The 26211-nt window shown below is 62.4% G+C and carries 24 protein-coding genes; 17 read left to right on the top strand and 7 right to left on the bottom strand.

Annotation, left to right across the window (positions count from 1 at the left end; all coding sequences use genetic code 11):
• Positions 1–5: 5 nt before the first annotated feature.
• The gene (locus tag Q355_RS0105995; RefSeq protein ID WP_027876958.1) at positions 6–1349 is read right to left on the bottom strand and encodes a hypothetical protein; all 1344 of its coding nucleotides are present in this window, start codon (positions 1347–1349) and stop codon (positions 6–8) included.
• Between the two features lie 253 nt (positions 1350–1602).
• On the opposite strand from Q355_RS0105995, the gene Q355_RS16400 reads away from it, so the two are divergent.
• The 7 genes from Q355_RS16400 to Q355_RS0105960 all read left to right on the top strand — a co-directional run bounded on the left by Q355_RS16400 (position 1603) and on the right by Q355_RS0105960 (position 6596).
• The gene (locus tag Q355_RS16400) at positions 1603–2025 is read left to right on the top strand and encodes a hypothetical protein (protein ID WP_211247158.1); all 423 of its coding nucleotides are present in this window, start codon (positions 1603–1605) and stop codon (positions 2023–2025) included.
• 28 nt (positions 2026–2053) lie between these two features.
• The gene (locus Q355_RS0105985; protein ID WP_027876957.1) at positions 2054–2728 is read left to right on the top strand and encodes a DNA methyltransferase; all 675 of its coding nucleotides are present in this window, start codon (positions 2054–2056) and stop codon (positions 2726–2728) included.
• A 134-nt stretch (positions 2729–2862) separates the two neighbouring features.
• Complete coding sequence (locus Q355_RS0105980) at positions 2863–3282, top strand: transposase (RefSeq protein ID WP_245597509.1); 420 nt, start codon at positions 2863–2865, stop codon at positions 3280–3282.
• A gap of 54 nt (positions 3283–3336) precedes the next feature.
• Entirely contained in the window at positions 3337–3528 is a 192-nt protein-coding gene (locus Q355_RS0105975) for a hypothetical protein (protein ID WP_027876955.1), read from the top strand.
• Positions 3529–3595: 67 nt separating this feature from the next.
• Positions 3596–3847 (top strand): FitA-like ribbon-helix-helix domain-containing protein, encoded by a 252-nt coding sequence (locus tag Q355_RS0105970; RefSeq protein WP_027876954.1) that lies wholly within the window; start codon positions 3596–3598, stop codon positions 3845–3847.
• A complete protein-coding gene (locus Q355_RS16990) occupies positions 3844–3990 on the top strand; it encodes a PIN domain-containing protein (protein WP_211247157.1) in 147 nt (48 codons plus the stop codon). Before Q355_RS0105970 ends, Q355_RS16990 begins: the two co-directional genes overlap by 4 nt.
• Positions 3991–4019: 29 nt before the next feature.
• Positions 4020–6596 (top strand): GIY-YIG nuclease family protein, encoded by a 2577-nt coding sequence (locus Q355_RS0105960; RefSeq protein WP_027876953.1) that lies wholly within the window; start codon positions 4020–4022, stop codon positions 6594–6596.
• Between the two features lie 24 nt (positions 6597–6620).
• Here the strand turns inward: Q355_RS0105960 and Q355_RS0105955 are convergent, their stop codons facing one another.
• The 4 genes from Q355_RS0105955 to Q355_RS0105940 form a co-directional block, all read right to left on the bottom strand.
• Positions 6621–7838 (bottom strand): Gfo/Idh/MocA family protein, encoded by a 1218-nt coding sequence (locus Q355_RS0105955; protein WP_027876952.1) that lies wholly within the window; start codon positions 7836–7838, stop codon positions 6621–6623.
• Between the two features lie 50 nt (positions 7839–7888).
• The gene (locus Q355_RS0105950; protein WP_027876951.1) at positions 7889–8794 is read right to left on the bottom strand and encodes a CAP domain-containing protein; all 906 of its coding nucleotides are present in this window, start codon (positions 8792–8794) and stop codon (positions 7889–7891) included.
• A gap of 104 nt (positions 8795–8898) precedes the next feature.
• On the bottom strand, positions 8899–10131 hold the full coding sequence (locus tag Q355_RS0105945) for a M16 family metallopeptidase (RefSeq protein ID WP_027876950.1): 1233 nt from the start codon (positions 10129–10131) through the stop codon (positions 8899–8901).
• Between the two features lie 175 nt (positions 10132–10306).
• Positions 10307–11539: a M16 family metallopeptidase gene (locus Q355_RS0105940; protein WP_027876949.1), complete on the bottom strand. Its 1233-nt coding sequence runs from the start codon at positions 11537–11539 to the stop codon at positions 10307–10309.
• Positions 11540–11630: 91 nt separating this feature from the next.
• Here Q355_RS0105940 and recG point away from each other — a divergent pair, with 91 nt between their 5' ends.
• Positions 11631–14012, top strand: coding sequence for an ATP-dependent DNA helicase RecG (recG, locus tag Q355_RS0105935; protein ID WP_051529335.1), 2382 nt, complete (start codon positions 11631–11633; stop codon positions 14010–14012).
• 337 nt (positions 14013–14349) lie between these two features.
• Here recG and Q355_RS0105925 read toward each other — a convergent pair whose 3' ends face one another.
• Both Q355_RS0105925 and Q355_RS0105920 read right to left on the bottom strand, forming a co-directional pair.
• Positions 14350–14946, bottom strand: coding sequence for a biotin transporter BioY (locus Q355_RS0105925; protein WP_027876947.1), 597 nt, complete (start codon positions 14944–14946; stop codon positions 14350–14352).
• Positions 14943–15866, bottom strand: a complete 924-nt coding sequence (locus tag Q355_RS0105920) for a biotin--[acetyl-CoA-carboxylase] ligase (RefSeq protein WP_027876946.1) — start codon at positions 15864–15866, stop codon at positions 14943–14945. The genes Q355_RS0105925 and Q355_RS0105920 overlap by 4 nt, the downstream gene beginning before the upstream one ends.
• 205 nt (positions 15867–16071) lie before the next feature.
• Between Q355_RS0105920 and Q355_RS0105915 the strand changes: the two genes are divergently transcribed.
• The 9 genes from Q355_RS0105915 (at position 16072) to Q355_RS15475 (ending at position 26142) form a co-directional block, all read left to right on the top strand.
• Positions 16072–17271 (top strand): DUF1800 domain-containing protein, encoded by a 1200-nt coding sequence (locus Q355_RS0105915; RefSeq protein ID WP_027876945.1) that lies wholly within the window; start codon positions 16072–16074, stop codon positions 17269–17271.
• A 25-nt stretch (positions 17272–17296) separates the two neighbouring features.
• A complete protein-coding gene (locus tag Q355_RS0105910; protein WP_027876944.1) occupies positions 17297–18469 on the top strand; it encodes a DUF1501 domain-containing protein in 1173 nt (390 codons plus the stop codon).
• Positions 18470–18616: 147 nt separating this feature from the next.
• Entirely contained in the window at positions 18617–19498 is an 882-nt protein-coding gene (locus Q355_RS0105905; RefSeq protein ID WP_027876943.1) for a DMT family transporter, read from the top strand.
• 147 nt (positions 19499–19645) lie between these two features.
• A complete protein-coding gene (def, locus tag Q355_RS0105900; protein ID WP_027876942.1) occupies positions 19646–20251 on the top strand; it encodes a peptide deformylase in 606 nt (201 codons plus the stop codon).
• Between the two features lie 42 nt (positions 20252–20293).
• Positions 20294–21256, top strand: a complete 963-nt coding sequence (gene fmt / locus Q355_RS0105895; protein ID WP_051529334.1) for a methionyl-tRNA formyltransferase — start codon at positions 20294–20296, stop codon at positions 21254–21256.
• 61 nt (positions 21257–21317) lie between these two features.
• A complete protein-coding gene (locus Q355_RS0105890) occupies positions 21318–23162 on the top strand; it encodes a serine/threonine-protein kinase (RefSeq protein ID WP_036258834.1) in 1845 nt (614 codons plus the stop codon).
• A 110-nt stretch (positions 23163–23272) separates the two neighbouring features.
• A complete protein-coding gene (locus Q355_RS17295; RefSeq protein ID WP_211247156.1) occupies positions 23273–23428 on the top strand; it encodes a hypothetical protein in 156 nt (51 codons plus the stop codon).
• Positions 23429–23430: 2 nt separating this feature from the next.
• On the top strand, positions 23431–23640 hold the full coding sequence (locus Q355_RS0105880; protein ID WP_245597508.1) for a type II toxin-antitoxin system HicB family antitoxin: 210 nt from the start codon (positions 23431–23433) through the stop codon (positions 23638–23640).
• Positions 23641–23751: 111 nt separating this feature from the next.
• On the top strand, positions 23752–26142 hold the full coding sequence (locus Q355_RS15475; RefSeq protein WP_036258855.1) for an ATP-dependent helicase: 2391 nt from the start codon (positions 23752–23754) through the stop codon (positions 26140–26142).
• Positions 26143–26211 lie beyond the last annotated feature (69 nt).

Here is a 26211-nt window from a genome sequence, read left to right as displayed (position 1 = left end):
CCCGGCTACTCCCGCACCAGCCGGTAGCGCATGCCCCCATCTACCTGAACCAGGTTCAGCACCGGCCCGCTTCCGGTCATCTCGAAGTAGGCCTCGAACACCTCGGTCTTGTTGTTGAAGCGGTTGGTTAGGCTCATCTGCCAGTTGTTTAGGGTCATGCGGCCCTGGTATTTTTGCGAGTAGAACTGCTGTGAACCCACAAAGCCGCTGGCCCCGCTGTGGGCAGAGCTATAGGTACCGTCGCGATTAAAGGTGAAGCTATGCGCGCTGCTCACCGCGTTCATGCCGGCATAGGCACCGGTGACGGAGTTGTAGTACTGGCCTGCGGCGAAACTGCTCTCTTTCCACGTGCCGACCAGGTCGGCGGCCTTGACCATAAACTTGTTGTAGCCGTACATCTTGCCCACCGCCTCGATGTTGGGAAACTCTTTTTGAAAGGCGGCAAAGCTGGGGGCCACCACCTGGACGGCATAGCCCAGGCCATTGCCAAACGAGATGTAGAGGGCCACGTGTTTGCGCGCGCCGGTGGCAATCTCGGTTGCGCTGCCCTCGCCAAAATAAAGGCAAAAATAACAGATGTCGTTTTTGAAGACCTTGAGCTCGTCCACCCTGTAGCGAGGGGCCACCAGACGGTTCCAGTAGTAGCCCACCCGCTCCTGCTCGTTGCCCATCACCCACATGTTGTCCGGCAGCGGCAGGCCATAGTGCAATAGCACCACCACCTCGCCCTTGGCCACCCGCACGAAGCCCTGCTCGATGGTGGCCACCCAGCCGTCGTTGAAGCGGGTGGTGGGGGTGGCGATGCTGCGGTTGCTGGCCGGTGCGTTGGCGGGTGGACGGGCCACATTGACCGGCGGGGCCTGTGCTGCTTTGGGTTTGTTGAGCCTGAGGGTGCTGTTGAAGCGGTCGAACAGGTCGAAGAGCTTTTCGTCGGTGGTGATGTAGAGCACGCTGGCCGCGCGCCCGTTGCCGGTAAAGGTGGAGAGCAACACCACGTAGTTGAGCCCGTCCTGCGTGGCCGCAAGGCCCCCCGCCAGGTTCTGGTACTCGCCGTTGGGTGGCCCCATCTCGGTGGTGGGCTCACCGGACAGCCCCAGCCCCTCTTCCACCAGCCGCTTCCACTCGCCCTTAAAGTTTTGCTCGGGGTTGTTGCCGGCGGGCACGCTGGCATACAGCACAATGCCGCCAAACGATTCTTTGGTTTGCAGCGAGAGCATCACCCCGCCCTGCAGGTTGGTTTTCTTCCACCCCTGGGGTGGGGTGTACTCGAAAATGTCGAAGCTATCGGCCAGGGCTACCCCCCACCCCAGCCACAGCACCGCCGCCATAAGCCCAAACAGCTTTTTCATGCCCGTACCTCCTCAGGTTCTCTATCAGGGTACGCACTGCAGGATGACTCGAGCATGACTGAGGGGTGGCTGGCTTGGCAGCGGGCGCGTCAAGTGCAAATTGCCGTCTGAAATGGGCAGGGGTGGGTTAGTATGCGGCGAATATTGGAGACCTCTATGCGGTCACTTCGAGGTATAGGAAACTGCGCTGGTTCAGGAAAGGTCTAAGGGATTAATCGCTAATGTGCGAATGAGCGTATAGGAGGCTTCTTTAATGTCGCCGCTTGAAGCGAGGAAAATCATAGAAGCACTAGCCAACGGTATCGACCCCGAGACAGGAGAGATCTTGCCAGCACAAAACACGCTAAATAGTCCACAGGTCATCCGCGCACTCTTTGTTGCTTCAAAGGCACTAGATAAAGAGGCTAGGCGCCATAGAGCAACCCATCGCAAAAGTTCTATTCACGCAAAGGCTGGTAGTCCATGGTCTGTGGATGAAGATAAAGAGCTCCTTGCTGCCTTTGACTCAGGCATACCCGTCAACGAAATCGCTCAGCGTCACGGGCGAACCCAGGGTGCAATAGCGGCTCGCCTGGTTCGCCTGGGCAGAATCAAGGAACGTTCCGAGGTTTATTTCCACACTCAACCCGAGCCCGTTGCTACTGGAGATATCTCCGAAAAGGGGCATCACCTTTGAGACTTCAATCTGGCATAAAATACCCGTAATGGAGTCTTTGACGCCAGTAAGCTACATAAAATCTAAAAAACGCGTCGCTGAACACGGTGAGGTGTTTACCCCGCCCTGGCTTGTTGAGGCGATGCTAGACTTGGTAAAAGAAGAAACTGAGCGAATCGATTCGCGGTTTCTGGAGCCTGCTTGTGGTAGCGGCAACTTCCTGGTAGCTATTTTGCGCCGCAAGCTTGCCGCTGTAGAAATCAAATACGGTAAATCCAAGTTTGAGCGGCAGCACTACGCCCTGCTCGCGCTGATGTGTCTTTATGGCATCGAGCTCCTTGAAGACAACATTGCCGAGTGCCGGATGAACCTGCTGGAGATTTTTGCCGAGTATCTAGAACTCGAAGAGACCAACCCCCTTTTCCGAGCCGCATCGTATGTGCTCTCGCAGAACCTGATTCATGGCGATGCGCTGAAAATGAGTACCCACGATGGCCAGCCGATTACCTTCGCCGAGTGGGGCTACCTGGGTAAGGGCAAGTACCAGCGTCGCGACTTCCGCCTAGATGCCCTCACCCTCTCCTCAACCTTCAGCGCAGAAGGGTCGCTTTTTGCGCATTTGGGCAAGCACGAGATTTTCACGCCGGCCAAGGCCTATCCGCCCATGACGGTGCGTGAACTAGCCGCGCTGGCGCCGGGGCCGATCTGCGGTGATCTGCCATGACGCACGATCTCCACAACCATCACCGCCGGTCCATCCGACTGAAGGGATACGACTACGCCCAGGCAGGGGCGTATTTCGTCACCATCTGTACGCAGAACCGAGCGTGTTTGCTAGGCGAGGTGGTAGGTGGGGAGATGCGGTTGAATGACGCGGGCAGGATTGTTGCCGATGTATGGGAATGGTTAGGGATTCAATACGATTATGTGGAATTGGATGAATGGGTGGTCATGCCCAACCATCTACACGGCATCATCGTGATCACCGACGATAATTGTAGGGGCGGTTCGCGAACCGCCCCTACCCGAACCGCCCCTACCCCACCAACGCAACGCAAACCGATTGGCCGGTTGGTCGGGGCGTTCAAAACGGTATCCACCAAACATATCAACGAACGCCGCGGCACGCCCGGTGTACCCGTATGGCAACGCAATTATTACGAACACATCATCCGCAGCGACCCATCCTTGCAGCGCATCCGCGCCTATATCGCCAACAACCCGTTGCGCTGGTATCACGACCGTGAGAACCCGGCTGCCCAGGAGGTCACGCTATGACCACCCAAGCCCCCTTCAGCCTGCGCGGGCGTAACCCGGATGTGCTGACCTGCATTGCCAGACGCGCCCAGACATGTTTACGCCTTCGTCCCCGATCTCCCGCTCGACCATGCATGGACCGACGCCAAGCTATACCAGCGCTATGGCCTGACCGCTGACGAAATCGCTTTTATCGAGTCGCAGGTTTCCGAGCACGACGACACCCTGACCGAGGAACCTGCCCCCGACGAAGCCGACGATGAGTAAACCCCTTGGATCGGCTTGATTGCTTTGCCTACAATGCTAGCATTGATATCACGACAAGGAGGTGAGCATGGCCAGCTTGACTATTCGCAACCTCGATGAAACCACCAAGCAAGCCTTGCGGCTTCGGACGGCGCGGCACGGGGTCTCGATGGAGGAGGAGGCGCGACGTATTCTCAAGTCGGCGCTGGAGGGGACGCAGCTTTCTATGCGGCTGGGTAGCCATCTGCGCGAGCGGTTTCGGGCTGTCGCGGATTCAGCCTTCGAACTGCCCGAACGCCAAACGCCGCGCAAGACGCCTCGCTGGGATGAGTCCGCGTGATTCTGCTCGATACCAACGTGCTCTCCGAGTTCATGCGGCCACCACCTGCATTGCAGGTGGTGGCCTGGTTGGACAAGCAACCCGCCGACTTTGAACAAATCGTGGGGCTCGATTTGTTCAATCCTTGGATGGGTGCGGCCTGAGCACCCGTGTGTTTTGGACACGCAGCGTTATGACTAAACCCATCGAACAAATCCTTGCCGAAAAGCCCAGGGCGCAGCTTCACATCTACGCCTATTCCCTTGATGCTGAAACGCACCGCGGGCTGCTCAAGATCGGCCAGACCACGCGAGACGTGAAAACCCGCGTGGCGGAGCAGCTCAAGACAGCGGGCATCACCAACTACCGCATCGAGCTGGACGAACCCGCGGCGCGGGAAGATGGCACGCTGCTTAGTGATTTTGAGGTGAGAGCGGCTCTGGAGCGCAAAGGTTTCGAGCGAGCGATGGGGGAGTGGATGCGCTGCACGGTGGCGGATGTGCAGGCCGTGCTGGCCGAGCTGCGTACCGGCAAGCCCCTTTCGGGCACGCGCTACCAGACCTTTTCCATGCGCCTCGAGCAGGCCGAGGCCGTTGAGAAAGCGCTGGCCTACTTCAACTCCATCTGGCGCGAAAACCCCAAGGCCGTGCCGCGCTTTTTGTGGAACGCAAAGATGCGCTTCGGCAAGACCTTTGCCACCTACCAGCTGGTCAAGCGCATGGGAGCCAAGCGCGTCCTGATCGTGACTTTCAAGCCAGCAGTTGAGGATGCCTGGCAGAGCGACCTGGAAAGCCACCTGGACTTCGAGGGCTGGCAGTACCTCTCCCGCGCCACCGGCGGAGACCCTACCCAGGTTAGCTCTGATCGGCCATTGGTTTATTTTGGTTCTTTCCAAGACTTGCTCGGTCGTGACGAATACGGCAACATCAAGGCTCACAACGAATGGCTGCACGTCGTGAACTGGGACTTGGTGGTCTTCGACGAATACCACTTCGGGGCTTGGCGCGAGACGGCCAAGGAGCTGTTCGAGGGCGAAGAGGACGCTAGCGCAGAACTCAAAGCGGAGTACGGCACCACCCTTTCGGGCCGGGTGGCCCAAAGCGTGAGCCTGGCCGATTTCGAGGAAGAGTTTAAGGAGCTTGGGGAGGCCGAGACTGAGTTCCTGCCGATTACCACACGGGCCTATCTGTACCTCTCTGGCACGCCGTTTCGCGCGTTGGCAACTGGCGAGTTCATCGAGGAGCAGATCTTCAACTGGACCTATACCGACGAGCAACGTGCCAAGGAAGCCTTTGCTCGCGAATACCCCGGCCAGCCCAATCCCTATGCTGCCTTGCCGGAGATGCGGCTTTTTACCTACCAGATGCCGGATGAGCTACTGGCGATTGCCAGCGGCGGCGAGTTTGATGAATTCGACCTCAACGAGTTTTTCGCGGCCAGCGGGACGGGTAAACAGGCCACCTTCAAGCATAAGGACGAGGTGCAGAAGTGGCTGGACATTATCCGCGGTGGCTACCTGCCCAAGTCGGTGGAGTTTCTCAAAACCGGTACCAAGCCACCCTGGCCCTACCACGATGTGCGGCTGTTGCCCTACCTGCAACATTCGCTTTGGTTTCTGCCGAGCGTGGCGTCTTGCTATGCGATGGCCAACCTCCTGGCCGAGCGGCATAACACCTTCTGGCACGATTACACCGTGGTCGTAGCTGCCGGTGCACAGGCGGGTATCGGCCTTGCAGCCCTGCCGCCGGTGCGTAAGGCCATCGGCAGCGGGTTCGATACCAAGACCATCACCCTTACCTGTGGCAAGCTGACCACGGGTGTTACGGTGCCGCAGTGGTCGTCCATTCTGATGCTGCGTAACCTCAAGTCGCCGGAGACCTACTTCCAGGCGGCGTTTCGGGTGCAGTCGCCTTGGGTCATCAAAAACCCTGATGGCGACGACCCCAGAAAGGAACTTATCCTCAAGCCGGTTTGCTTTGTCTTCGACTTCGCGCCTACCCGCGCTTTGCGGCAGCTTTCGGAGTATGCCGTTGGCCTCTCGCCCCACGAGCCCAACCCCGAGAAGGCGGTTAACGAACTTATCGCCTTCCTGCCGGTGCTGGCCTACGATGGCGCGAACATGACCCAGATTGATGCTGGCGGCATCCTCGACATCGCAATTGCCGGCACTTCGGCCACGCTGCTGGCACGTAAATGGGAGTCGGCGCTTTTGGTCAACGTGGATAACGACACCTTGCGGCGTATATTGAACAGCCCCGAAGCGCTCGCTGCGGTGGAGCGCATCGAAGGTTGGCGCAGCTTGGGCGATAACATCATCGAGACGGTCATCAACCAGGGCGAAAAGATCAAGCAGCTCAAGACGAAAGCCAGGGAAAGCGGACTTACAGAAAAGGAGAAAAAAGTTCTCTCCGATGAGGAGAAAGAATATAAGTCCAAGCGCAAGCTGATTCAAGAAAAGCTTATCAAGTTTGCTACACGTATTCCGGCATTTATGTACCTGACCGATTTCCGCGAGAACACTTTGCAGGATGTAATCACCAAACTCGAGCCGGATCTATTTCTTACCGTTACCGGATTGACCATAGAAGACTTCCACCTTTTGGTAAGCCTCAGGGTGTTTAACACCGAGCAGATGAACCAGGCCATCTTTGCCTTCCGTCGCTACGAGGACGCCTCTTTGCGCTATACAGGCATAGATAGCCATAAAGGCCTGGCACACTACGGGCTGTACGACACCGTGGTAGCAAAGGAGCCGAACCAGGTGAATTGATGGCGCTGGGTATCAACCAAAGCGTCAACTCAGATGCCCCAACCCACTCCCCTCGAGCAACTCCTTCACCCACACCTTTTCCCCCCGCTTCACCGACTCCTCGGCGGCTACCCCCACCACCACGCTCCAGAAGCCCTCTTCGGCGGTGGCCGCCTTGCTGGGTAAGCCGTCCATGGCCTCGATCCAGCGCAGGTGCTCGTAGTAGGTGGCCCCGCTGTGGCCGCTTTCCTCGATGAGGGCGGGGTAGCTGGGGGTCATGGTGCGGGAGGTGCGGTCGGGCAGGCAGATGACCTCGAGGTAGTTCTCCCACTTGGAGTAGGCCTGGCCGTTGACGCCCTCGCTGGCCTTGAGGCGGCCCTCGTCGCCACAGATGACGATTTCCTCGTAGACCATGGGTGCGAACATGCACAGGTTGAAGTTGGCCCGGATGCCGTTTTGGTACTCCACAATCACAAAGGCGTTGTCCAGAATGTCTGACTTTAGGCCGCCGTACTCGAAGTCGCGGAAGTTCACCGCCTGGCTGCCCGAGGCGTATACGCTCACCGGGCGCGACTCGGCGAAGAGGTTGAACAGGTCGAAGTAGTGGCAGCACTTCTCCACCAGGGTGCCGCCGGAGTACTGGGAAAACTTGTTCCACTGCTTCACTTTGTCCAGGAAGGGCTCGCGGTGCTCGAGGATGGTCAGGGTCTTGATCTCGCCCAGGCTCTGGCGCACCTTGGCCTCGTGAATGGCCTCCACGTAGATGGGCTTGAAGCGGTACTGCAGGCCAATTTGCAGTACCTTGGGGTAGTTCTGGGCCATCTGCCAGATTTCGTAGGCATCTTGCAGGTTGGTGGCCATGGGCTTTTCCAGCAGGATGTGCTTGCCCGACTGCACCGCCACCTTGAGCACCTCGAGGTGGGTGTGGTTGGGGGTGCAGATGATCAGCCCGTCCACCGCGGGGTCGTGGCAGGCGGCCTCGAGGCTCTCGTAGACCACCAGCGGCTCCTGGCTGAACTGGGCCTTGATGCGCCGGGCGGCCTCCACGCTGGTGGGGTTGGGGTCAAAGACGCCGTGGATGGTGCAACTGCCCTCGAGCAGCGTCACTTTGATGTGCTCCTGCCCATTCACCCCCGCCCCAATCACGTTGAAGCGGTACTTGAGGGGGCCGGGGTTCATCAGGAAGCGGTCTTCCTGCGGCACATAGGCAAACTTGGGTGATAGCGCATGGAGGCGGTTGGCAAACTCCTTGTTGCGTTTCATGCTTTTTGGATTATAAATCTAAAATCTGCCATTTGATAGCAGGCCCCCACCTAAGGTTGAAGGGGAATCCGGTGGCTGTAGCTGATGCTGTTGTCCTGGCGCAGTCCCAGCCACAGCACCTCCAGCGTGCTGGGGAGGGTTAGCTCGAGGCGCACCGGCCCTGAGACGTTTTGCCAGAAGCGCGGCTGCGAACCCACCGCCAGGGTGAAGTTGCCTGCTGGAAGGCTGAGGCTGACCCGCTGGCCGGGTACGGTGCTGTGCTCGAGGGTCTGCTCGAGCTGCAAACCCCGCTGGCCGCTCCGGGTAGCCCACCAGGTCTGGCCATCAAAAAGCGCAAAGCTCACCTCGGCCTTGGGGGGCAGCTCGAGGCGGGCCTGGATGGGCGGATTGAGCCGGGCATAGAGGTTGTTGCCCACAAACACCCCCAGCGTGCCGGAAGCAGTGCCCGAAAGCACCAGCACAGTGCGCTCGGTCGGGGCTGGGGTCAGGCGCACCTGAGGGTCGAAGGGCCGCCCGATAAAGTTCTGTACCACCACCACCCGAGGCCCCTGGCGCACCAGGGCCACCCCCAGGTGGGTGAACCCGGGCTTGAGCAGGTTGGCCCGGTGGCCGGGACTGTTCATCCAGCCAGAAAGCGCCCGCTGAGGGATTAGGGCATCCGGGTAACCCTCGAAGCTGGCCAGGTTCTCGCCCACCATCACCTCGAGCACCCCGGCGGCCCGCATCCGCTCGGCGGCCCCCAGGCCGTCGGGGTTCTGGTGGGCGAAAAAGTTGCGCCGCAACATGTCCTGGGCATGCTCCCGCGCAGCTTTGTAAGCCAGCGCGTCCCACCGCAGGGATTGCAGGCCGCGCTCGAGGCGCACCTGGTTGGTGCGCTGAAGTACCTCGAGCTCCAGTGCGCTCTGGGCCAGGGCCCCACCCCACACCAGACCAATCAGCAAAAACCACACCTTCACCCCCGCATGATAGGGCCGGGGTCTTAAGAAGTGCGTTTATATTTCCTCAAGAAATGCCCCGGCAGCCTTGGGTTCCGCTTGGCCTCCCGGGGCAGCAAGCGCCCTCAGGCAGGCACCAGGCTGTAGAAAAAGCTCTGGCTGAAGGGCCGCGACTCTAGAAGACCGTTTACATCGGCTAAAGTGACAGCCTCGACCTTGCGGGCCACCTCGCTCAGGGGTTCGTAGCTCTGGTTGTAGATGTAGTTTATGCCCACGCTCATCAGGCGTTGCATGGGGGTCTCGCCCGCAAACACCAGCGCAGTGGCCAGCTTGTTTTTGGCTCGCTCGAGCTCCTCCTGGCGCACCCCCTCCCGCTCGAGGCGCTCGAGTTCTTCGCGCAGCACGGCCTTGACCGTTTCCTCGTGGGCCGGGTCGGTCTGGGCAAAAATGTAATACACCCCAGCCTGGTCGGCCTCGTCGATTCCGGCCCCCACCGACTCCACCAGCCCTTTATCGCTAAGGGCCCAGTGCAGGCGGCTGTTGCCCTCCTCACCCAGGATGTTGGCCAGAATGTGGGCCGCATAGCGGCGTGGATCCTGGGCCGAGACCCCCGGCGCAAAAACCGCCAGGTAGGTCTGGGTGGCCTTGGGGTAGGGTTCGCGCAGTTCGCCCACCGCAGGGTTAAGCGCAGGGTAGGCGCGATTGGCCTGGCCTCTGGCCCAGGATGCGGTCAGCTCGGCAACCTGCGCCAGGGTGCGTTCCCAGTCCACCTTGCCCGCCAGGACCAGCACCAGATTGCCGGACGCATACCGCTGGGCCTGGTAGGCCGCCATCTGGTCGCGGGTCAGGGCCGATATCGATTGGGTTGTGCCCAGCACGCTGTTGCCCAGCGGGTGCCCAGCAAAATAGCGCGCCCGTCCCCAGTCAAAAAGCATCACGTTGGGCCGGTCCTCATAGAGGGCAATTTCCTCCAGAATCACCTTTTTCTCGGTGTCGAAGTCCTGCTGGCGCAGGGCCGGACGCATCAGGTCGGTCCACAACTCCAAAAGCCTGGGGGCAAACTCGGGGAGCACGGCCCCGTAGTAGACGGTGTTCTCCTCCGAAGTAAAGGCGTTGTACTGGGCCCCCATCTGGTCGAACTCGAGGTTGACCTCCAGGCTATCGCGCTTATCCGTGCCTTTGAACAGCATGTGTTCCAGAAAGTGCGAAACACCCGAGATCTCGGGGGTTTCGTCGCGGCTGCCGGTCTTGCAGAAGTAGCCCAGGGCCACGCTCTTGGCCTCGGGGTTAATCTCGGCGATGACGGTGAGCCCGTTCTCGAGGGTGGTTTGTTTGAAGGTCGGTCGGGTTAGGGTCATGGCTGCTCCACAGTGAAGTCTTCTCGATTGGCGTCTGGCTAGCAAAACTGCTGGATCACATGCTGAAATTAAACGCCTCAGGTGTGCTTTTATCAGGCTCGATGGGCCAGGCATCACGCAAACCAGGTGACACGGAAGCACAGACAGGGCTTTTTTGCCTTGCAGCGCCCCGGCTTTACTCCACACCTGCCAGCTTGCGCGGCCCCAGGGTGGCGATCCAGGGGTTCTGGTAAGGGTGTGAAGCCAGGTAGCGGTTGATGCGCTCCACATCTACCGCTGCAATCTGGGCCTCGATCTCGTCCAGGGTGCGAACCCGGCCCAGCATGTAGAGGTCGCGGGCGATGCTAGCGGCCCTCGAGCGCGACGATTCATCCTGCATCACCAGGGCGGCCCGCAGGCCTATCTTGGTACGGGCCAGCTCGTCCTCCCGCACGCCTTCCGAAAGCCGGGCGATCTCGGCCTGCATGACCCGCAGGGTCTCGTTGGCCCGCTCGGGGGTGGTGCCGGCGTAGGCGGTCAGGTAGCTGTAGCCCTTAACCCCGTTGGGAGCGGCGTACACCGAGTAGACCAGGCCGCGCTTTTCCCGCACCTCGGTAAACAGGCGGCTGCTGCTACCCCCGGAGAGCACCTGCGAGGCCAGCCGGGCGCTATAAAACTCGGGGTGGTCGATGGTAACGTCGGGGTAGATCAGGCCAATCTGCACCTGGGCAGTGTCCTGCTCGAGGTGAATGGCACTTGGGGTTGTAAGCTCGATGGGTGGATAACCCACCCCAGGCCCGCTCCAGTCGCCAAAGGCGTTCTGGATAGCTTCTTTGGCCTGCTCGAAACTGATCCCGCCCACCAGGGCCACAATGGCACCCTGGGGCGCATAGCGCCGGGCAAAATCTTCCCGCAGGGCCTCGGCAGACATGGTTTCCAGGTGGGCTTTGTTGCCGCTGGGGTTACGCCCGTGGTTGCTGGCAAATACCGCCCGACGCAGAGCGGCAAACATCTTCTTGGGGGGCTGGTCTTCCAGCGAGGCCAGTTCCTGCAAGGCAATTTGCCGCACCGCCTCGAGGGCCTCGCTGGGTAGGTGAGGCCGCACCAGCACGTCGGCAAAGAGCGAGAGCACCGCCTCCAGCTTGTCGGCCAGAAATTGCGCCGCAAAGGTGGTGTGCTCGAGGGCACTGCTGCTGCCACGGCGCACCCCCAGCTCGTCAAAAGCATCGGCCAGGGCCCGCGCATCCCGGCTACCGGCCCCTTTCCATAGCCAGCCCTCCAGCAGGTTGGCCGCGCCCTCCATGCCTTCGGGGTCGTTCACCGCGCCCACTGGAAGCAGCAACTGCAAAGCGACGCCAGGTGTCCAGGGACGTTCTTCCACCGCCAACGTCAGGCCGTTGGGCAACACTTCAACTTGGGATAAGGCCATACCCACCAAGTATACGAGCTAGACCGCTGCGAACCATGACCTTTTAGACATTGCCCCATTCGGTAGCCTGCCCAAAGCCACAAAACCCTCCATGGGCTTCGGTAAAATAAACCCAGCAACAGAAGAGGAGCACGTGACCCGCGAAGAACTCAAAGCCCGCCTCATCCGCCCCATAGCGCGCGAACTGGCCGACGGTGCCCAGGATCGGGTGGTGGCTGGGGGCCTGGAAAAGCTGATTCAGAACCTGGGCCAGCCCTTCCCCGAGGTGGGGCGGGTACTGGCAGGGTATCGCCAGATGGATGTCGAAGCGCGTAAAGCACAGCTGAAAAAGGCCCTCGAGCTGCTGGGCGATCGGGTTGTGCAGAACCCATCTCAGCCCACCGAGCCCCGGCAAGCCACGCCCGGTAGCCGAAGTCCGGTGCCGGAGGCCCTCTCCTTCGACACCCCCATCGAAGCTTTGAACCTGGGGCCGGGCGGCAAAAAAAAGCTGGCCGAGCTGGGCATCCGGGTGGTGCGCGACCTGCTGCACTACTACCCCCGCCGCTACGAAGACCGCCGCACCTTGCAAGGGGTGCGCGAGGTAGAGGACGGCGCCAAGGCCACCCTGGTGGGCAAGGTGCTGAGCCGCGAGCTGGTCAAGACCCCCAAAAAAGGAATCCAGCTTGTGCAGGTGCGTTTTATGGACGGGTGGGGCTGGAAGTTTACGGGCATCTGGTTCAACCAGCCCTGGGTGCTCAAGCAGATGCCCGAGGGTGCCAGTATGGTGCTCTCGGGGCGGGTGCAAAAGCGCGGGGGCAACGTCTCGCTGATGGTTGAGTACTTTGAGGATGAAGGGGGGGAATCCCTCTCTACCGGGCGCATCGTACCGGTCTACCCCTCGCGGGAGGGCATTGGACAGGCTTTTTTGCGGCGGGCGGCCTGGCGGGCCCTGGAGGCTTTCCAGGCCATACCCGACCCCCTGGCGCATTTACCACAAAGCCTGCTGCCCCTGGATAAGGCCCTGCGCCAGGTTCATTTTCCCGACTCGGAGGAGAAGCTCGAGCAGGCCCTCTACCGGCTTAAGTTCGACGAATTTTTGCTCCTGGAACTTAAGGTCATGCTGCAGTCGGGGGGTTCGGCGCTGTTGGGGCGGATGTTCCGGGTCAGCCCTGAGATGGTCGAGCGCTTCCGCTCGATCCTGCCCTTCAAGCTCACCGGGGCCCAGGAACGGGTGCTCTCGGAAATCCTGGCCGACATGCAGTCCGAGCGCCAGATGGCCCGCCTGGTGCAGGGCGATGTGGGCTCGGGCAAGACCGCCGTGGCCGCCGCTGCGCTGTATGTGGCGGCCCAGAACGGCGCCCAGGGGGCCCTGATGGCCCCCACCGAGATTCTGGCCAAGCAGCACTTCGAGAACCTGACCCGCTACCTCTACCCGCTGGGGGTCTCGCTGGATCTGCTGGTTGGCTCGATGAGCGCAAGTGAAAAACGAAGCGTGCAGGAGCGGCTCAAAAGCGGCCAGACCCAGGTGGTGGTGGGCACCCATGCCCTCATCCAGGATGGGGTGGAGTTTTGCGACCTGGGCCTGGCGGTGATTGACGAGGAACATCGCTTTGGCGTCTTGCAGCGCCGCCGACTGCTGGGCCAGCGGCCCGATGTGCTGGTGATGTCGGCCACGCCCATTCCCCGCTCACTGGCCCTTACCATGTACGGCGACCTCGAGGTCTCCCAGATCGACGAGCTTCCCCCCGGTCGCACCCCCATCAAGACCAAAATCCTCACCCAGAAAACCCGCACCCAGGCCTATGCCTTTGCCCGGCAAGAGATCAAAAAGGGCCACCAGGTATTTGTGGTTACGCCCATGATTGAAGAGGGTGAGTCGGAGGCCACCGCCGAACTGGCCGCTGCCACCCGGCTGCGCGAGGAGCTGGAAGTGCTCTTACCCGAGGTGCGTATAGACCTGCTGCACGGAAAAATGAAGGTCGAGGAAAAAGACGCGGTAATGGAGCGCTTTAAGCAGGGGGCCTTCGATCTGCTGGTCTCCACCACGGTGATCGAGGTGGGGGTAGACATTCCCCAGGCCACCCTCATGATTATCGAAAACGCCGAGCGCTTCGGGTTGGCCCAGCTCCACCAGTTGCGCGGGCGGGTCGGGCGCGGCGGGCTGGAATCCTACTGCATTCTGATTGCGGGTGAGACCTCCAAGCGCACCATGGAGCGCCTGCGGGTCATCGAGGAGTCCACCGACGGCTTCTACATCGCCGAGCAAGACCTGCGGCTGCGCGGCCCCGGCGAGTTGCGGGGGCTGCGCCAGTCGGGCATGCCCGACCTGCGGCTGGGCGACCTGGCCTCCGACCAGGAGATCATTGAGCAAAGCCGGGCTCTGGCCAAGGCCATTCTGGAGGCCGACCCCTACCTCGACCAGCCCGAACATGCCCTCCTGAAACGCGAACTACAGGCCAGGGCCGAGGCCATTGGTTTCCGCGAGGTGATCTGATACCGGATGCAAAAAGATAATCTTCAAACAAAAACATTAAGGGGCTATCTTTTTGAATCCTAGAGCACACCCCTCGCTGCGCTCGGCGAAGAAAGCGTATCCCTTCGGTCGGGTTAGTTCGTCACCGTTCGGTGACGAACTAACCGAATCTGGTATGATATGAACCCCACCTGATGCTTTCTGTTTAGGGCAGGTTAAAGCCCGCCAGATGCATGGGCAGCTCCTGGCACAGCTTCAGGTGGGGGCCCCAGCAAAAAGAACAAATCAAAGACATTTCTTATCAGACGCAACACATGCAAAACCCTCCCCCTGCGGGGGGAGGGACAGAACCTCGAGCCTAACGGCGAACCAGGCGCCAGGCGGCAGGCAGCAAAGCTGCGGCAATGGCGGCCTTGATAAAGTCGCCCAGCAAGAAGGGCACCATCCCGGCCTGCAACACCCCCCAGACCCCGGTATAGCGCCCCGCACCCGAAAGCGCAAAGCCCAGCCAGGTTACGCCCACGGCATAGATGACCAGGCTGGCCAGCAACATGGCCCCAAAGGTCTTGAGCACGCTGCGGTCGGTGCCGTAGCGCTCGACCAGGTAGCCCACCAGGTAGGCCGCCAGGGGGAAGGCCAGCAGGTAGCCCGCGGTAAAGGGAATGCGCGGGTGGAACCAGGTGGCCCCCCCGGCAAACACCGGCAGCACCAGGCCCTCCAAGAGATACGCCACCACCGCCAAAAAGCCCAGCCGGCTGCCCAGCGCAGCCCCCACCAGGAGCACCCCCAGGGTCTGCAAGGTGATGGGCACCGGCTGCAAAGGAATGACCGCCTGCGACAAAAGCGCCAGCAAAAAGCTGCCCCCCAGCACCAGCAGCAGGTCGCGCTGCCAGCTTCGGGCCGGGAAAAGGGACTTGGAAAGGGGTAGGTACGGTAGGCTTTGGGTTGGGTTCATCTGCTTCCTCCTAAAAAACCAACGAGCTCCACATCGCCAGCCCCGACGTGGTGGGTTGTGCCCTCGCTTTGCACCACCAGCGCACCATCGGGGGCGATATCGCTGGCCTGGCCCTCTATCACGCCCTGCGCCGTGGCCACCCGCACCCGCTGCCCCAGGGTGTAGCTATTGGCCCGGTAGTCCTGCAGAAGCGCCTGGGGGTTGCGTAACTGGGCGTAGCGGGCCTCCAGGCTTGCCAGCAGCCGCGCCAGCACCTGCACGCGGCTAACCGGGCCGAACTCCTCCAGGTCTGCGCCGCCAGGCGGTGCGGCCCCCCGGTGCACATTGAGGCCGATGCCCAGGAGCACCCAGGCCACCTCCTCGCCGCTCACCTGGGCCTCCAAAAGCACCCCCGCCAGCTTACGTCCGTCCGGGCTTAGCAGGTCGTTGGGCCATTTGAGTCCCCCCACCCCGCAGGCATCACGCAAAGCCAGGCCCGCGGCCAGGGGCAGCAGGGGCAGCGCAGACAGCGGCAGCGCAGGGCGCAGCAAAAGCGAGAAGGTAAGGCTTTTGCCCGGCACGCTGGCCCAGGCCCGCCCGCGGCGGCCACGGCCTTTGAGCTGCCGCTCGGCCAGCACCACCGCGCCTTCTTCGGCGCCATCCAGGGCCCAGTTTTTGAGCACCTCCTGGGTGCTGTCCACCGTGCCCAGGTAGGCATAAAATGCGCCGAACCTACCGCTTCGCAGGGCCTCGAGGGCCGCTGGCGTGGGGCTGCCCGGGGCCAGACGGTAGCCCTGGCCCCGCTGGGTTTCTACCGGGTAGCCGGCCTTGCGCAGCTCGGCAATCTGCTTCCAGACCGCTGTGCGGCTAACCCCCAGGGCTTTAGCCAGCGCTTCGCCACTCTGGTAGTGGTCGTGGAGGTGGCCTAGCAAAGCGGACACGTCAACCAAAATACCCTTTACAGGTTGACAAGTGCAAGGCCCGCAGGTTTCACCATCCCCACCACCGGCCTGTGCCAAAAAAGCCAGCGAAAGCAACGCCCCCGCCCTCAGGCCGGTCGAATCCGGGGTGGGTTGCCTCAGCCTGGCTTAAGGCTGGCTTCAGCTTGGGCGGCTATCTTGGAGGGGCAAGACCCAGGAGTCCAATATGGCCCGTCCCCTCAGTTTTTCCAACGCAATCCACCTGCTGCGCCGCGCGGCTGCTCGAGGACGCAAGGAAGAGGCCCAGCAGCTTGCCGAAATGGGCCTCGAGGCCGCCGTAGAGTTCCTGCTGCGCGACCCTGCCCCAGCCCCCAGCTACCGCACCGCCGCTACTCGCAACGAACGCGGCCAGCAGCACCGCGAGATTAGCCAGCTCTGGCTCAACCACTGGCTCACCACCCCCACCCCCGCCGCCGAGCGCCTGGTGTTGTTCTGGCACGGCCACCTGACCTCGGAGTTTCGCGAGACCATGGGGGCCCAGGGCATTGACTTCTGGCAGCAGTTTGCCACCTTTCGGCAGCTGGGTTATGGCCCCTATGGCGAACTTCTTAAGGCCATCGCCAAAAACCCGGTAATGCTCTTGTACCTCAACAACGCCCAGAGCCGCAAGGAGCACCCCAACCAGAACTGGGCACGAGAGCTCTTAGAGCTCTATACCGTAGGCCCCGGCCATTACACCGAGCAGGACATCCTGGAGGCCGCCCGGGCCTTTACCGGCTGGACCGTGCGGCTGCCCGGCAACCAGCGGCCCCGTGAAGCCAGCGCCAACCTGGCTTTCGAGTACGTCTTCAACCGCAACTGGCACGACCCCGGCGAAAAAACCTTCCTGGGCAAGCGCGTCAAAAGCGGCGACGAGGTGCTGGAAATCCTGATTGCCCACCCCAAAACCTACGAGTTTGTGGCCCGCAAGCTGCTGCGCTTTTACCTGTGCCCCGAGCCCCCCGAAGCCCTGGTGCAGCAAGGGGCGCGGGTCTTCCGCGCCGAGGGCACCCGTGGCTTTTTGCGCTGGCTCTTCACCAGCGAGGTCTTTTATAGCCCCGAGTACCGCAACGCTCTGGTCAAAAGCCCGCTGGAGTACCTGGTGGGGCTGTGGTATGCCGCCGGGGTGGAAAAAGTGAGCTTTGAGGAACGCTCGGGCAGGGCCCTCTACCTGTCGTTGGCGGCCATGGGGCAGGTTCCCTTCGACCCGCCCAGCGTGGCCGGATGGGACGGCGGTATGGCCTGGCTGGCCGAGTCGCCCTTCCTGACCCGCATCAACCTGCTGGCGAGCTTCGCGGGCCGAGAGCCCCGGCTCGACCTCGAGGTGTTTATGGACCACGCCGACGGCGCGCTGGCCCTGGTTAAGCCCGAGGCACAACTGCTTTAGGCATAGCGGCATGAGTGAGGTTTATATGAACCGACGCGAGTTTATCCAGAAATCGTTGCTGACGCTGGCCCTGGGCCAGGGCGCACCCTCGCTGCTCTCCAAAACCGCCCTGGCGGCCCAGTCCAAAGACAAAATTCTGGTGGTGGTCAACCTGTTCGGCGGCAACGATCAGCTCAACACCCTGGTGCCCTACCGCAACGAACTGTACTACCGCCTGCGCCCCAACATCGCCATCAAGCGCGAAGAGGTGCTCGAGCTCGGCGCGAACGGGCAACGCCTGGGCCTGCACCCCGAACTGAGGCCCCTGATGCAGATGTGGAACAACGGGGAGCTGGCCCTCGTTCCCCAGGTGGGCTACCCCAACCCCAACCGCAGCCACTTTATCTCCACCTCCATCTGGCACACCGCCGACCCCAGCCAACGCCAGGAAACCGGCTGGCTGGGCCGCTGGGGCGACCTGCAGGACGACCCCTTCTGCGACACCTTTCTGGGCGGGGCCACCCCCCAGGCCCAGATGGGCGAACGCCGCAGTGCGCCGGCCATCAGCAGCATCGACACCTTCAGCATCCGGCTGCCCCGGCCCTTCGAGGAAGCCTTCAACAAAGAAGCCCTGCGCCTTCGCAGCGGCACCGCCGAAGAGGTTCGCCAGGCCATGCTCTCGCTGCGCAGCGCCCTGGACAAGGTGGGCCAGCTACGCCAGGTCAAGAACCAGGCCCAGTACCCCGAAAATGCCTTTGGCCGCAGCATGGCCGACATCGCCCGCATGATTGCCGGTGGGCTGGGCAGCAGCGTCTACTACACCACCCTGGGGGGCTGGGACACCCACGCCGGGCAGCCCCCGCGCCAGGCCGAGCTGCTGGGGTATGTGGCCCAGGCCATGGCGGCCTTTCGGGCCGACCTGAGGGCCATTGGCCGGGACAGGGACGTGATGGTGATGGTCTTCAGCGAATTTGGTCGCCAGGTCGCCGAAAACGCCTCTTTTGGCACCGACCACGGCGAAGGCGGCCTGATGCTGGTGATGGGTGGTGGCATCAGGGGCGGGCTTTACGGCAGCGAGCCAGACCTGGAGAACCTCGAGCTCAACGCCCTTAAATACCAGACTGACTTCCGCAACGTCTATGCCACGGCCCTGCAGTGGATTGCCGCCAACCCGCGACAGGTGCTGGGGGGCGATTTCCAGGCTCTGGGGCTGATATAGAGCGCTCAAAAATATTGCGCTGTCCATAACTCGGTTACTTTGTCCTGCGCAGTACAGCTGCCTCCCGGATGGGAGGCAACATCTGTGAAGAGCGCTCTATGCTAGCATCCCCTAATGGGGCGCAAGCCCCGAAAGGGGATTGTTTTAGTGGAAGCTCGAGTCCTCCTCGCCATTGCTCTAACCATCCTGCCCTGGGCCTCGGCTTTTGCCGGGATTCGGGCCGGGCTTCAGGACTACAGCCCAGGCCACCTCACCCTGCTGCGCTTTCTGGTGGCCTCGGCAGTAATGGTGGTGTATGCCCTGCTGGTGCGGATGCCCCTGCCCGAGCGCAAAGACTGGCCCAGCATTTTTGGGCTTGGGTTCCTGGGCATCACGGTCTACCACACCGCCCTCAATTTTGGCCAGGTCACAGTGAAAGCTGGCCCGGCGGCCCTCCTGATTGCGGTGGGGCCGGTGTTCGTGGCCCTGATGTCGTACTTTTTTCTGCGTGAGCGGCTTTCGGCCTGGGGCTGGCTGGGCATTGCAGTGGCCTTCGCGGGGGTGGCCTTAATTGCGGTGGGGAATCACCCCGGCAGTTTTCAGCTCGAGCCCGGTGCGCTGTTGATAGTGCTGTCGGCCTTTGTGACCTCGGTGTACTTTGTGTTTCAGCGCCGCTTGGTCAGAAAGTACAACCCCCTCAACTTCACGGCCTACACCATCTGGGCCGGGACGCTGCCCCTGCTGGTGTTTTTGCCGGGGCTCTGGCCCGAGATACAATCGGCCTCGGCTGCGGCCACCTGGAGCGTGGTTTACCTGGGGGTGCTGCCCGGCGGCCTCTCGTACCTGACCTGGAACTACGCCCTGAGCCGCGCTCCGGCCTCCCAGGTGACCAGTTTTCTCTACATCTCCCCGGTGCTCGCCACCCTGATTGCCTATCTCTGGCTGGGGGAGGTGCCGGGTGTGCTGGCCTTGGTGGGCGGGGGTATGGCCCTGGTGGGGGTCATCATCGTGAACACCCTGGGGAAGGTGGCGCAGGTCAGCAGCAGCTAGGCGACCCTGCGCCGAGCTGCTCCAGTCCGGCAAGCCCAACGGATGCTCGGCGTGCCCCAGGGCGGCATGACCAGGCTTTTCTCCAGACACCCGAACCGCCCCAGTTTCCTACCCCATCTGCCCTTGCAGGTACAATCATCTGGATATATGCCCGAGATTCTTCCCATCCGCCTGTATGGCGACCCCGTCCTGAAGAAAAAAGCCCAGCCGGTGCAGGACTTTAGCGGCATCCCAGCCCTGGCCGAGAACATGCTCGAGACCATGTTCGAAGCCCGCGGGGTAGGGCTGGCCGCCCCGCAGGTGGGCCTCAGCCAGCGGCTGTTTGTGGCTGCGGAGTACCTGGAAGACGACCAAGAAGAAGGCTCCGAGGCCGACCTCAAGACCCGCGTCAAAGAGCTTTACGTGATGGTGAACCCCGTCATTACCTACCGTGCAGGAAGACAGTCCATCCTCGAGGGCTGCCTCTCGCTGCCGGGCCTGTACGCCGAAGGGGCCCAGCGCGACCTGCAGGTGCGGGTCGAGTACCAGGACGAGAAAGGCCAAAAAAAGGCGCTCGAGGCCGAGGGTTATCTGGCGGTGGTCTTGCAGCACGAGATCGATCACCTCGATGGCATCCTCTTCTTCCAGCGCATGCCCTTTGCCGACCGGCAAAAATTCCTTGAAGAGCACCGGGAAGACCTGGCCGAGTTTCAGCGCCAGGCCAAGGCCTTTTTGCGCGAAGAAGCCCTGCGCCAGTCAGGGAAGCACAAATAGCGGGGGTAGCGTGAAGGCTGTTTTTTGTGTAAAGGGTGTCGGATGACCGAGACAGAGCCTAAAAGCCCTCAACCCCCGCGTCGCAGGGTGGCCTTTTTTGGCTCTCCGGCCTGGGCGGTGCCGGTTTTGCAGGCCCTGCACCAGAAGCACGAGGTGGTGCTGGTGGTTACCCAGCCCGATAAGCCCGCCGGACGGGGTTTGCACCTGACCCCCTGCCCGGTGGCGCAGTGGGCAGCGTCCCAGGGCCTGCGGGTGGAAAAGCCCGCCAAACTGCGAAAGAACCCCTTGTTTATGGAGCTTTTGCGGGAACTGAAGCTGGACGTGGCGGTTACGGCGGCCTACGGCAAAATTCTGCCTGCCGAACTGCTGGAAATCCCCCGGTTTGGCTTTCTTAACCTGCACCCTTCCGACCTGCCTAAGTACCGCGGCCCCGCGCCGGTGCAGTGGACGCTTATCCAGGGCGAGCTCGAGACCGCCGTCTGCATCATGCAGACCGACGCAGGCATGGACACCGGCCCGGTGGTGGCGAGGTGGCGCACCACCATCGAGCCCGACGAGACCGCGCTGGAGCTTTCCAACCGCCTGCGCGATAAAGGTATCGAGCTACTTTTGCAGGCCCTGGCCGACCTCGAGCGCCTCCAGCCCATCCCCCAGCCTGCCCAGGGGACGCACGCCCCCATGCTGCAAAAAGACGATGGCAAGGTGGTTTGGGAGCGTACCGCGGTGGCTATCTATAACCGCCACCGAGGGGTACAGCCCTGGCCGGGAAGCTGGTTCGTTCATCAGGGCAAGCGGGTGAAGGTCTTGCGTATGCGCTTGGCGGAGCCTGCCACCCGCCCTTTGCATCCCCCGGGAACGGTGGTGTGTATCGCCGACGATCTGCTGGTCGCTACCGCAGAGGGGCAGGTGAGCCTCCTGGAGCTTCAGCCCGAGGGCAAAAAACCCATGCCTGCCGCCGACTGGGCCCGGGGTGCGCGCCTGCGGGAGGGCGATCGTCTGGGCTGACCCGGCTTTTGGCGGCAGCCTGTATGAAAGCCGCTCGATATTTCATAATGGGGCCTAGCCCATGAGCACCACGGATAAGGTGAAACTGGCCGGACGCTACAGGCTCGAGGCCCCCCTGGGCGAGGGGGGGATGGCCGAGGTCTGGCGGGCCACCGACCTTCGCATGGATCGCCCGGTGGCGGTCAAAATTCTGCACACCTACCTGCACCCCAGCGAGCGCAACCGCTTTTTTCGTGAGGTGAAGGCGCTGTCTAAGCTCTCCCACCCCGGCGTGGTACAGGTCTTCGACTTGGGCGAAGAAGATGGTCGCACCTATTTTGTGATGGAGCTGGTGGAGGGCGGCAGCTACGACCGCATGGGTCCTTTTGAGGACGGCATGGAGGGCCTGCGCCTGCTTACTGCCTCGGCGCGGGTGCTCGAGGCCCTGCAACACCTGCACCAGCGGGGCGTGATCCACCGCGACCTGACCCCCCGCAACATCCTGGTTTCGTCCGAAGGCCAGCCCAAGGTGATGGACTTTGGCCTGGCCTACCTGATGCAGGAAAGCCGCCACTTTACCCGCACCGGCATCACCGTGGGCACGCCAGAGTACATGGCCCCCGAGCAGGCCAAAGGCCTGGCCCTGACCCCTCAGGCCGACCTCTACAGCTTTGGGGCGGTGCTCTACCGCACCTTCACCGGCAAACCCCTGTTCGAGGGCGAAAACGACCAGTCGGTGCTTTACCAGCACGTCTACGAGCCCCCCAAGCCGCCCCAGAGCCTTAATCCGGCCATTCCTGCCGAGGTTTCAAGCCTGATTGAGTCGCTGCTGCAAAAATCCCCTGGCGAGCGCCCGGCCAACGCTGCTACTGCCCATGCGGTGTTGGAAGAGACCCTGCGCCGTTACCGCGAGAGCCTTTCGGCCACCCCGCGGGCGGGGGCCAGCCGCAGCGGGCACTACCCCACCGGCCCTGCAAGGCCCGAAAAGCTAGAACTACAGGGTATCCACGACCTCTCGGGCGAGGTGGCCTGGCCCGGAGAGCTGGTGGCCCGCGAGGGCAGCCTGTGGGTGGGGGCGGGGCAGGGCATCGCCCGCCTGGATCTGACCGACGGCTCGGTGTACCGCCAGCGCCTGGGCGACGAGGTCTCGGCCCCCCCGGTGGTGACCGATGGGCGGGTGTACGTGGCGGCCTGGGATGGCCGCCTGACCGGGATGTCGCTCTCCGGGCGGCCCATCCTGAGCTTTCCCACCCGCGCCGAGATTACCGCCGCCCCCTTGGTTGCCGAGCTGATCTACCTGGCTGGACGCGACGGCTTTCTGTATGCCCTGGATGCCAGCGGCACCCTGCGCTGGGGCTTCCAGGCCGGCAGCGAGCTTTCGGCCTCGCCCACGCTCTACCGGGGGCTCTTGTTTGTGGCCAGCGAGGGCGGCTGGCTGTTTGCCCTCGACCCCCAGAGCGGGCACCTGCGCTACAAGGTGGAGGCCGGGGCCGTCCACACCGCCATGCCAGCCCGTGGGGGCCTGCTTTTTATCCCCACCTGGGCAGGCGAAATCCACGCCTTCGACCCCCTCACCCGTGAGGTGCAGTGGAGCTTCGACCTCGAGGGCGAACTCTGGGGCGCACCGGCTTTAGATGAGCGGTATCTTTACGCGGCCAGTTGGGCCGGAAGACTTTATGCCCTGGAGCAGAAAACCGGCGAGGAGGTATGGACGCTCGAGGTGGGCAAGGTCACCGCGGCCCCCTCGATAGCCCACGGGGTGCTGTACCTGGGTACCGAGGAAGGCCGGGTGTTGGGGGTGGATACAGGGAGCGGACGGCTCTTATTCGAGGCCACCGGCTTAGGCCCCATCCAGGTGCCGCCGTTGCCCTACCGGGGGGCGCTTTTTGTGGCGACGTTGGCGGGGAAGCTGTATCGGTTTGCATGATGCCGTGGTGGATCAACATGAGTCGTTATGAAAAGCTGCTCTTGAAAATACTGCGTGGCACAGCGGACGCTAACATAAACTTCGATGACCTCCGATAACTGCTCCTCCATTTGGGTTTTGAAGAACGGGTGAAGGGAAGCCACCACATTTTTCGCAAGGAGGGTATTGAGGATCGAATCAACTTACAGCAGGATGGAAGCAAGGCTAAGCCGTATCAGGTGAAGCAAGTCCGGGCGATGATTGTTCGATATAAACTTGGGGGTTAGGGATGATGTACAAATACGAAATTTACTGGAGCCAGGAGGACGATGTTTTTGTGGCCGAGGTGCCAGAATTGCCCGGCTGCACGGCGCATGGTGATACGCCAGAGGATGCGCTTGCCAGCGCCCAGCAGGCCATTGAGCTTTGGATTGAGACGGCCAAAGAGTTTGGCGATCCCATCCCCCAGCCCAAAGGGCGCCGCTTGCAGTTTGCCTGAGTATCCTGGCCTGATCGGGTGTGTGAACCCTTGCTCGACGTACGTATTCTAGCTTTTATGCCCCTCTGTAAACCTGGGGAGACACCCATCCTTGGGTAGACTGTTCGAGCTGTGTCCCTACACCTGACCGACGAGCAGCAAGCCATCGTGGCCCACAACGAGGGGCCTGCTTTGGTGTTCGCGGTGGCGGGGGCGGGCAAGACCACCGCGCTGGTACACCGCATCGAGCGCCTGGTGCGGGAGCGGGTCTTCGAGCCGCGCAAGATTCTGGCCACCTCCTTTAGCCGGATGGCGGTGGACGACCTCAAGCGGGCCCTATCGCGCTGGCCGCACACCCAGGGGGTGCGGGTCTCGACCCTGCATGCGCTGGGTTACCGCATCGTGCGGAAGGCCGCCTCGGAAGGACTTTTAAAGCTGGCTGAGGGCAAGGAAGAGAACTCCGAGCAGGCCCTTTTGCAGCGCGCCTTGAGGCGGGCACGGGAGCTCAAACTGCCCTGGGTGCAGGAGCTAGAGAACCTCGAGCCCGAAGACTTCTTGAGCTATGTGGGGGCCTGCAAGGGCAACCTGCAGTACGCCGACCTGAAGGGGGCCGGGCTGCCGCTCGAGGCCCTGCAGGTGGCCTCGCAGGCCAGCGCACCCAAAGGGCTTGAGTGGTACCTGGATTTGTACCGCCTGCTGGAGCAGGTACGGCAGGAAGAAGGGCTGCTCAGCTTCGACGACATGCTGATGACGGGCTGGGAGGTGCTGGTGCGCCATCCCGAGATCCTGCACACCGTGCAGAAAGCCTTCCAGGCGGTGCTGGTGGACGAGTTTCAGGATGTGAACCTGGCCCAGTCGGAGATGCTCGACCTGATCACCCGGCCCCACCGCAACTACATGGCGGTGGGCGACGACGACCAGACCATCTACGAGTGGCGGGGGGCCAGCCCGCGCTTCATCCTCGAGTTCGCCCAGCGCTATGGGGCGCAAAAATACCTGATCCGCGACACCTTCCGCTGCCCTGCGCCGCAGGTGGTGCTGGCCGGGCGGGTGATTGCGCAGAACCAGCAGCGCGAGTCTAAGCGCCTGAGCCTGACCAAAGGCTTTGAAGGCAGGGTGCATATTCGCCTGGAACCCCATATGCCCGCCCAGGCCCAGAGCCTGGTAAGTGATATGGCGGGGCTGCTGGCCGAGGGGTATAAGCCCTCCGAGATGGTGGTACTGTTGCGGCTGTACGCCCAGACCCCCTACCTCGAGCAATGCCTGATAGAGCGGCAAATTCCCTACCGGGTGGTGGGCAGCACGCCCTTCTACCAGCGTCCGGAGATTCAGGTTTTGCTGGCCTACCTGCAGCTGGCCCTGAACCCCGGCACCGATAACGCGAAGCGCCTGTGGCTGCAGGTCTACAACACCCCCAAACGCTACCTGACCCGCGCCCTGGCCGATGCCATCTGGCGGCAGGTGGAGCGGGGGGCCCCGCTGGTGGAGGCGCTCAGGGCCGCGATGGCCGGGGCAGAGGAGCGGGTAGCACGGCGCTTGCGCGAGCTGGCCGATGTGTTCGAGTGGCTGGCGGGGGCTGTGGAGCGGGCTTCGGCCCACGCGGTGCTGGAGGCCCTCGAGGCCCGTCTGGACTACTGCCGCCACCTGCTTTCCTCCTCCGGTTTCTACGAGGTAGGGGCAGGCAAGGCTGAGGGGTTGCGGGCTTTTCTGGAGTACGCCCGCGACAAAGGGAGCGTGCGAGAGCTGCTTCTGCACCTTGAGCGGCTGGCCCAGGAACACCTGGGCGACGACCCCGCCCTGGACCCCCGCGAGCGGGTCAGCCTAATGACCATCTTCCGGGCCAAGGGCCTGGAGTGGCCCCTGGTCTTCATCCCCGACTGCAACGAGGGCACCCTGCCCTATAGCGGCGCGGAGAACCTCGAGGAGGAGCGCCGTCTGTTTTACGTGGCCCTGACCCGAAGTTCGCAGCACACCTATCTCTATGCCCTGTCCAGTCTGCCCATCTCGCCTTTTTTGCAGGAGGCCGAGTACCAGCAGACACTACAGGCGGTGGAGCGGGTGGGGGCGGCCCTGGCCTGTGCCCCAGAAGAACTCTCCACCGCCCAGACCCTGGCCCTGGCCCTGGGGGCCCACAAGCTGGGCCTAGAGCGCTACTTGTACCAGTGGTGGAACGCCCAGCAGGCCAGGGGCGTTGCCGCTAAGGTGCTGCGCCTGTTTGCCTATGCTGAAGCCAAAAATTGGACGGAAGCACTGGGCCTCACAGACGAGGCCAGGAAGGTGTGGGAGGCCTTCGATGTGGCAATGGGGGAGGGGCAGGAAGGAGAGTTCGCCGACCTCGAGCGCTTCCTCCTCAGGCCGCTTTCTTCTGCCCAGCCCACGCTCCGGGTGGGGCAAAAAGTGCGACACACCCAGCTTGGCATAGGGCTGGTGGTTGGTTTGGACGACGGGGTAGCCACGGTTGCCTTTGGCGATGGCATTCGCAGACTGGCCCTGCGCTATGCCCGGCTGGAGGTGGTGGGGTAGAGGGTTGGTTAGAAAGAAAGGAACCCAGGGCTGGGCGTTGCCAGCCCCCTTTCGCATTTTTCACAGGCG

It is taken from the genome of Meiothermus cerbereus DSM 11376, from assembly GCF_000620065.1.
Taxonomy (GTDB): domain Bacteria; phylum Deinococcota; class Deinococci; order Deinococcales; family Thermaceae; genus Meiothermus; species Meiothermus cerbereus.
This window is presented reverse-complemented; position numbering and strand designations above follow the sequence as displayed.

Bases quoted from the DNA above. Each gene is read 5' to 3' on its own strand.
- Q355_RS0105985 (WP_027876957.1), top strand. From the start codon at position 2,054: ATGGAGTCTTTGACGCCAGTAAGCTACATAAAATCTAAAAAACGCGTC.
- fmt (WP_051529334.1), top strand. From the start codon at position 20,294: ATGACCGAGACAGAGCCTAAAAGCCCTCAACCCCCGCGTCGCAGGGTG.
- Q355_RS0105970 (WP_027876954.1), top strand. From the start codon at position 3,596: ATGGCCAGCTTGACTATTCGCAACCTCGATGAAACCACCAAGCAAGCC.
- Q355_RS0105925 (WP_027876947.1), bottom strand. From the start codon at position 14,946: ATGAACCCAACCCAAAGCCTACCGTACCTACCCCTTTCCAAGTCCCTT.
- recG (WP_051529335.1), top strand. From the start codon at position 11,631: ATGGGCTTCGGTAAAATAAACCCAGCAACAGAAGAGGAGCACGTGACC.
- Q355_RS0105940 (WP_027876949.1), bottom strand. From the start codon at position 11,539: ATGGCCTTATCCCAAGTTGAAGTGTTGCCCAACGGCCTGACGTTGGCG.
- Q355_RS0105980 (WP_245597509.1), top strand. From the start codon at position 2,863: ATGCGGTTGAATGACGCGGGCAGGATTGTTGCCGATGTATGGGAATGG.
- Q355_RS0105880 (WP_245597508.1), top strand. From the start codon at position 23,431: ATGATGTACAAATACGAAATTTACTGGAGCCAGGAGGACGATGTTTTT.
- Q355_RS0105995 (WP_027876958.1), bottom strand. From the start codon at position 1,349: ATGAAAAAGCTGTTTGGGCTTATGGCGGCGGTGCTGTGGCTGGGGTGG.
- Q355_RS0105955 (WP_027876952.1), bottom strand. From the start codon at position 7,838: ATGAAACGCAACAAGGAGTTTGCCAACCGCCTCCATGCGCTATCACCC.
- Q355_RS0105890 (WP_036258834.1), top strand. From the start codon at position 21,318: ATGAGCACCACGGATAAGGTGAAACTGGCCGGACGCTACAGGCTCGAG.
- Q355_RS0105945 (WP_027876950.1), bottom strand. From the start codon at position 10,131: ATGACCCTAACCCGACCGACCTTCAAACAAACCACCCTCGAGAACGGG.
- Q355_RS16400 (WP_211247158.1), top strand. From the start codon at position 1,603: ATGTCGCCGCTTGAAGCGAGGAAAATCATAGAAGCACTAGCCAACGGT.
- def (WP_027876942.1), top strand. From the start codon at position 19,646: ATGCCCGAGATTCTTCCCATCCGCCTGTATGGCGACCCCGTCCTGAAG.
- Q355_RS0105915 (WP_027876945.1), top strand. From the start codon at position 16,072: ATGGCCCGTCCCCTCAGTTTTTCCAACGCAATCCACCTGCTGCGCCGC.
- Q355_RS0105910 (WP_027876944.1), top strand. From the start codon at position 17,297: ATGAACCGACGCGAGTTTATCCAGAAATCGTTGCTGACGCTGGCCCTG.
- Q355_RS0105960 (WP_027876953.1), top strand. From the start codon at position 4,020: ATGACTAAACCCATCGAACAAATCCTTGCCGAAAAGCCCAGGGCGCAG.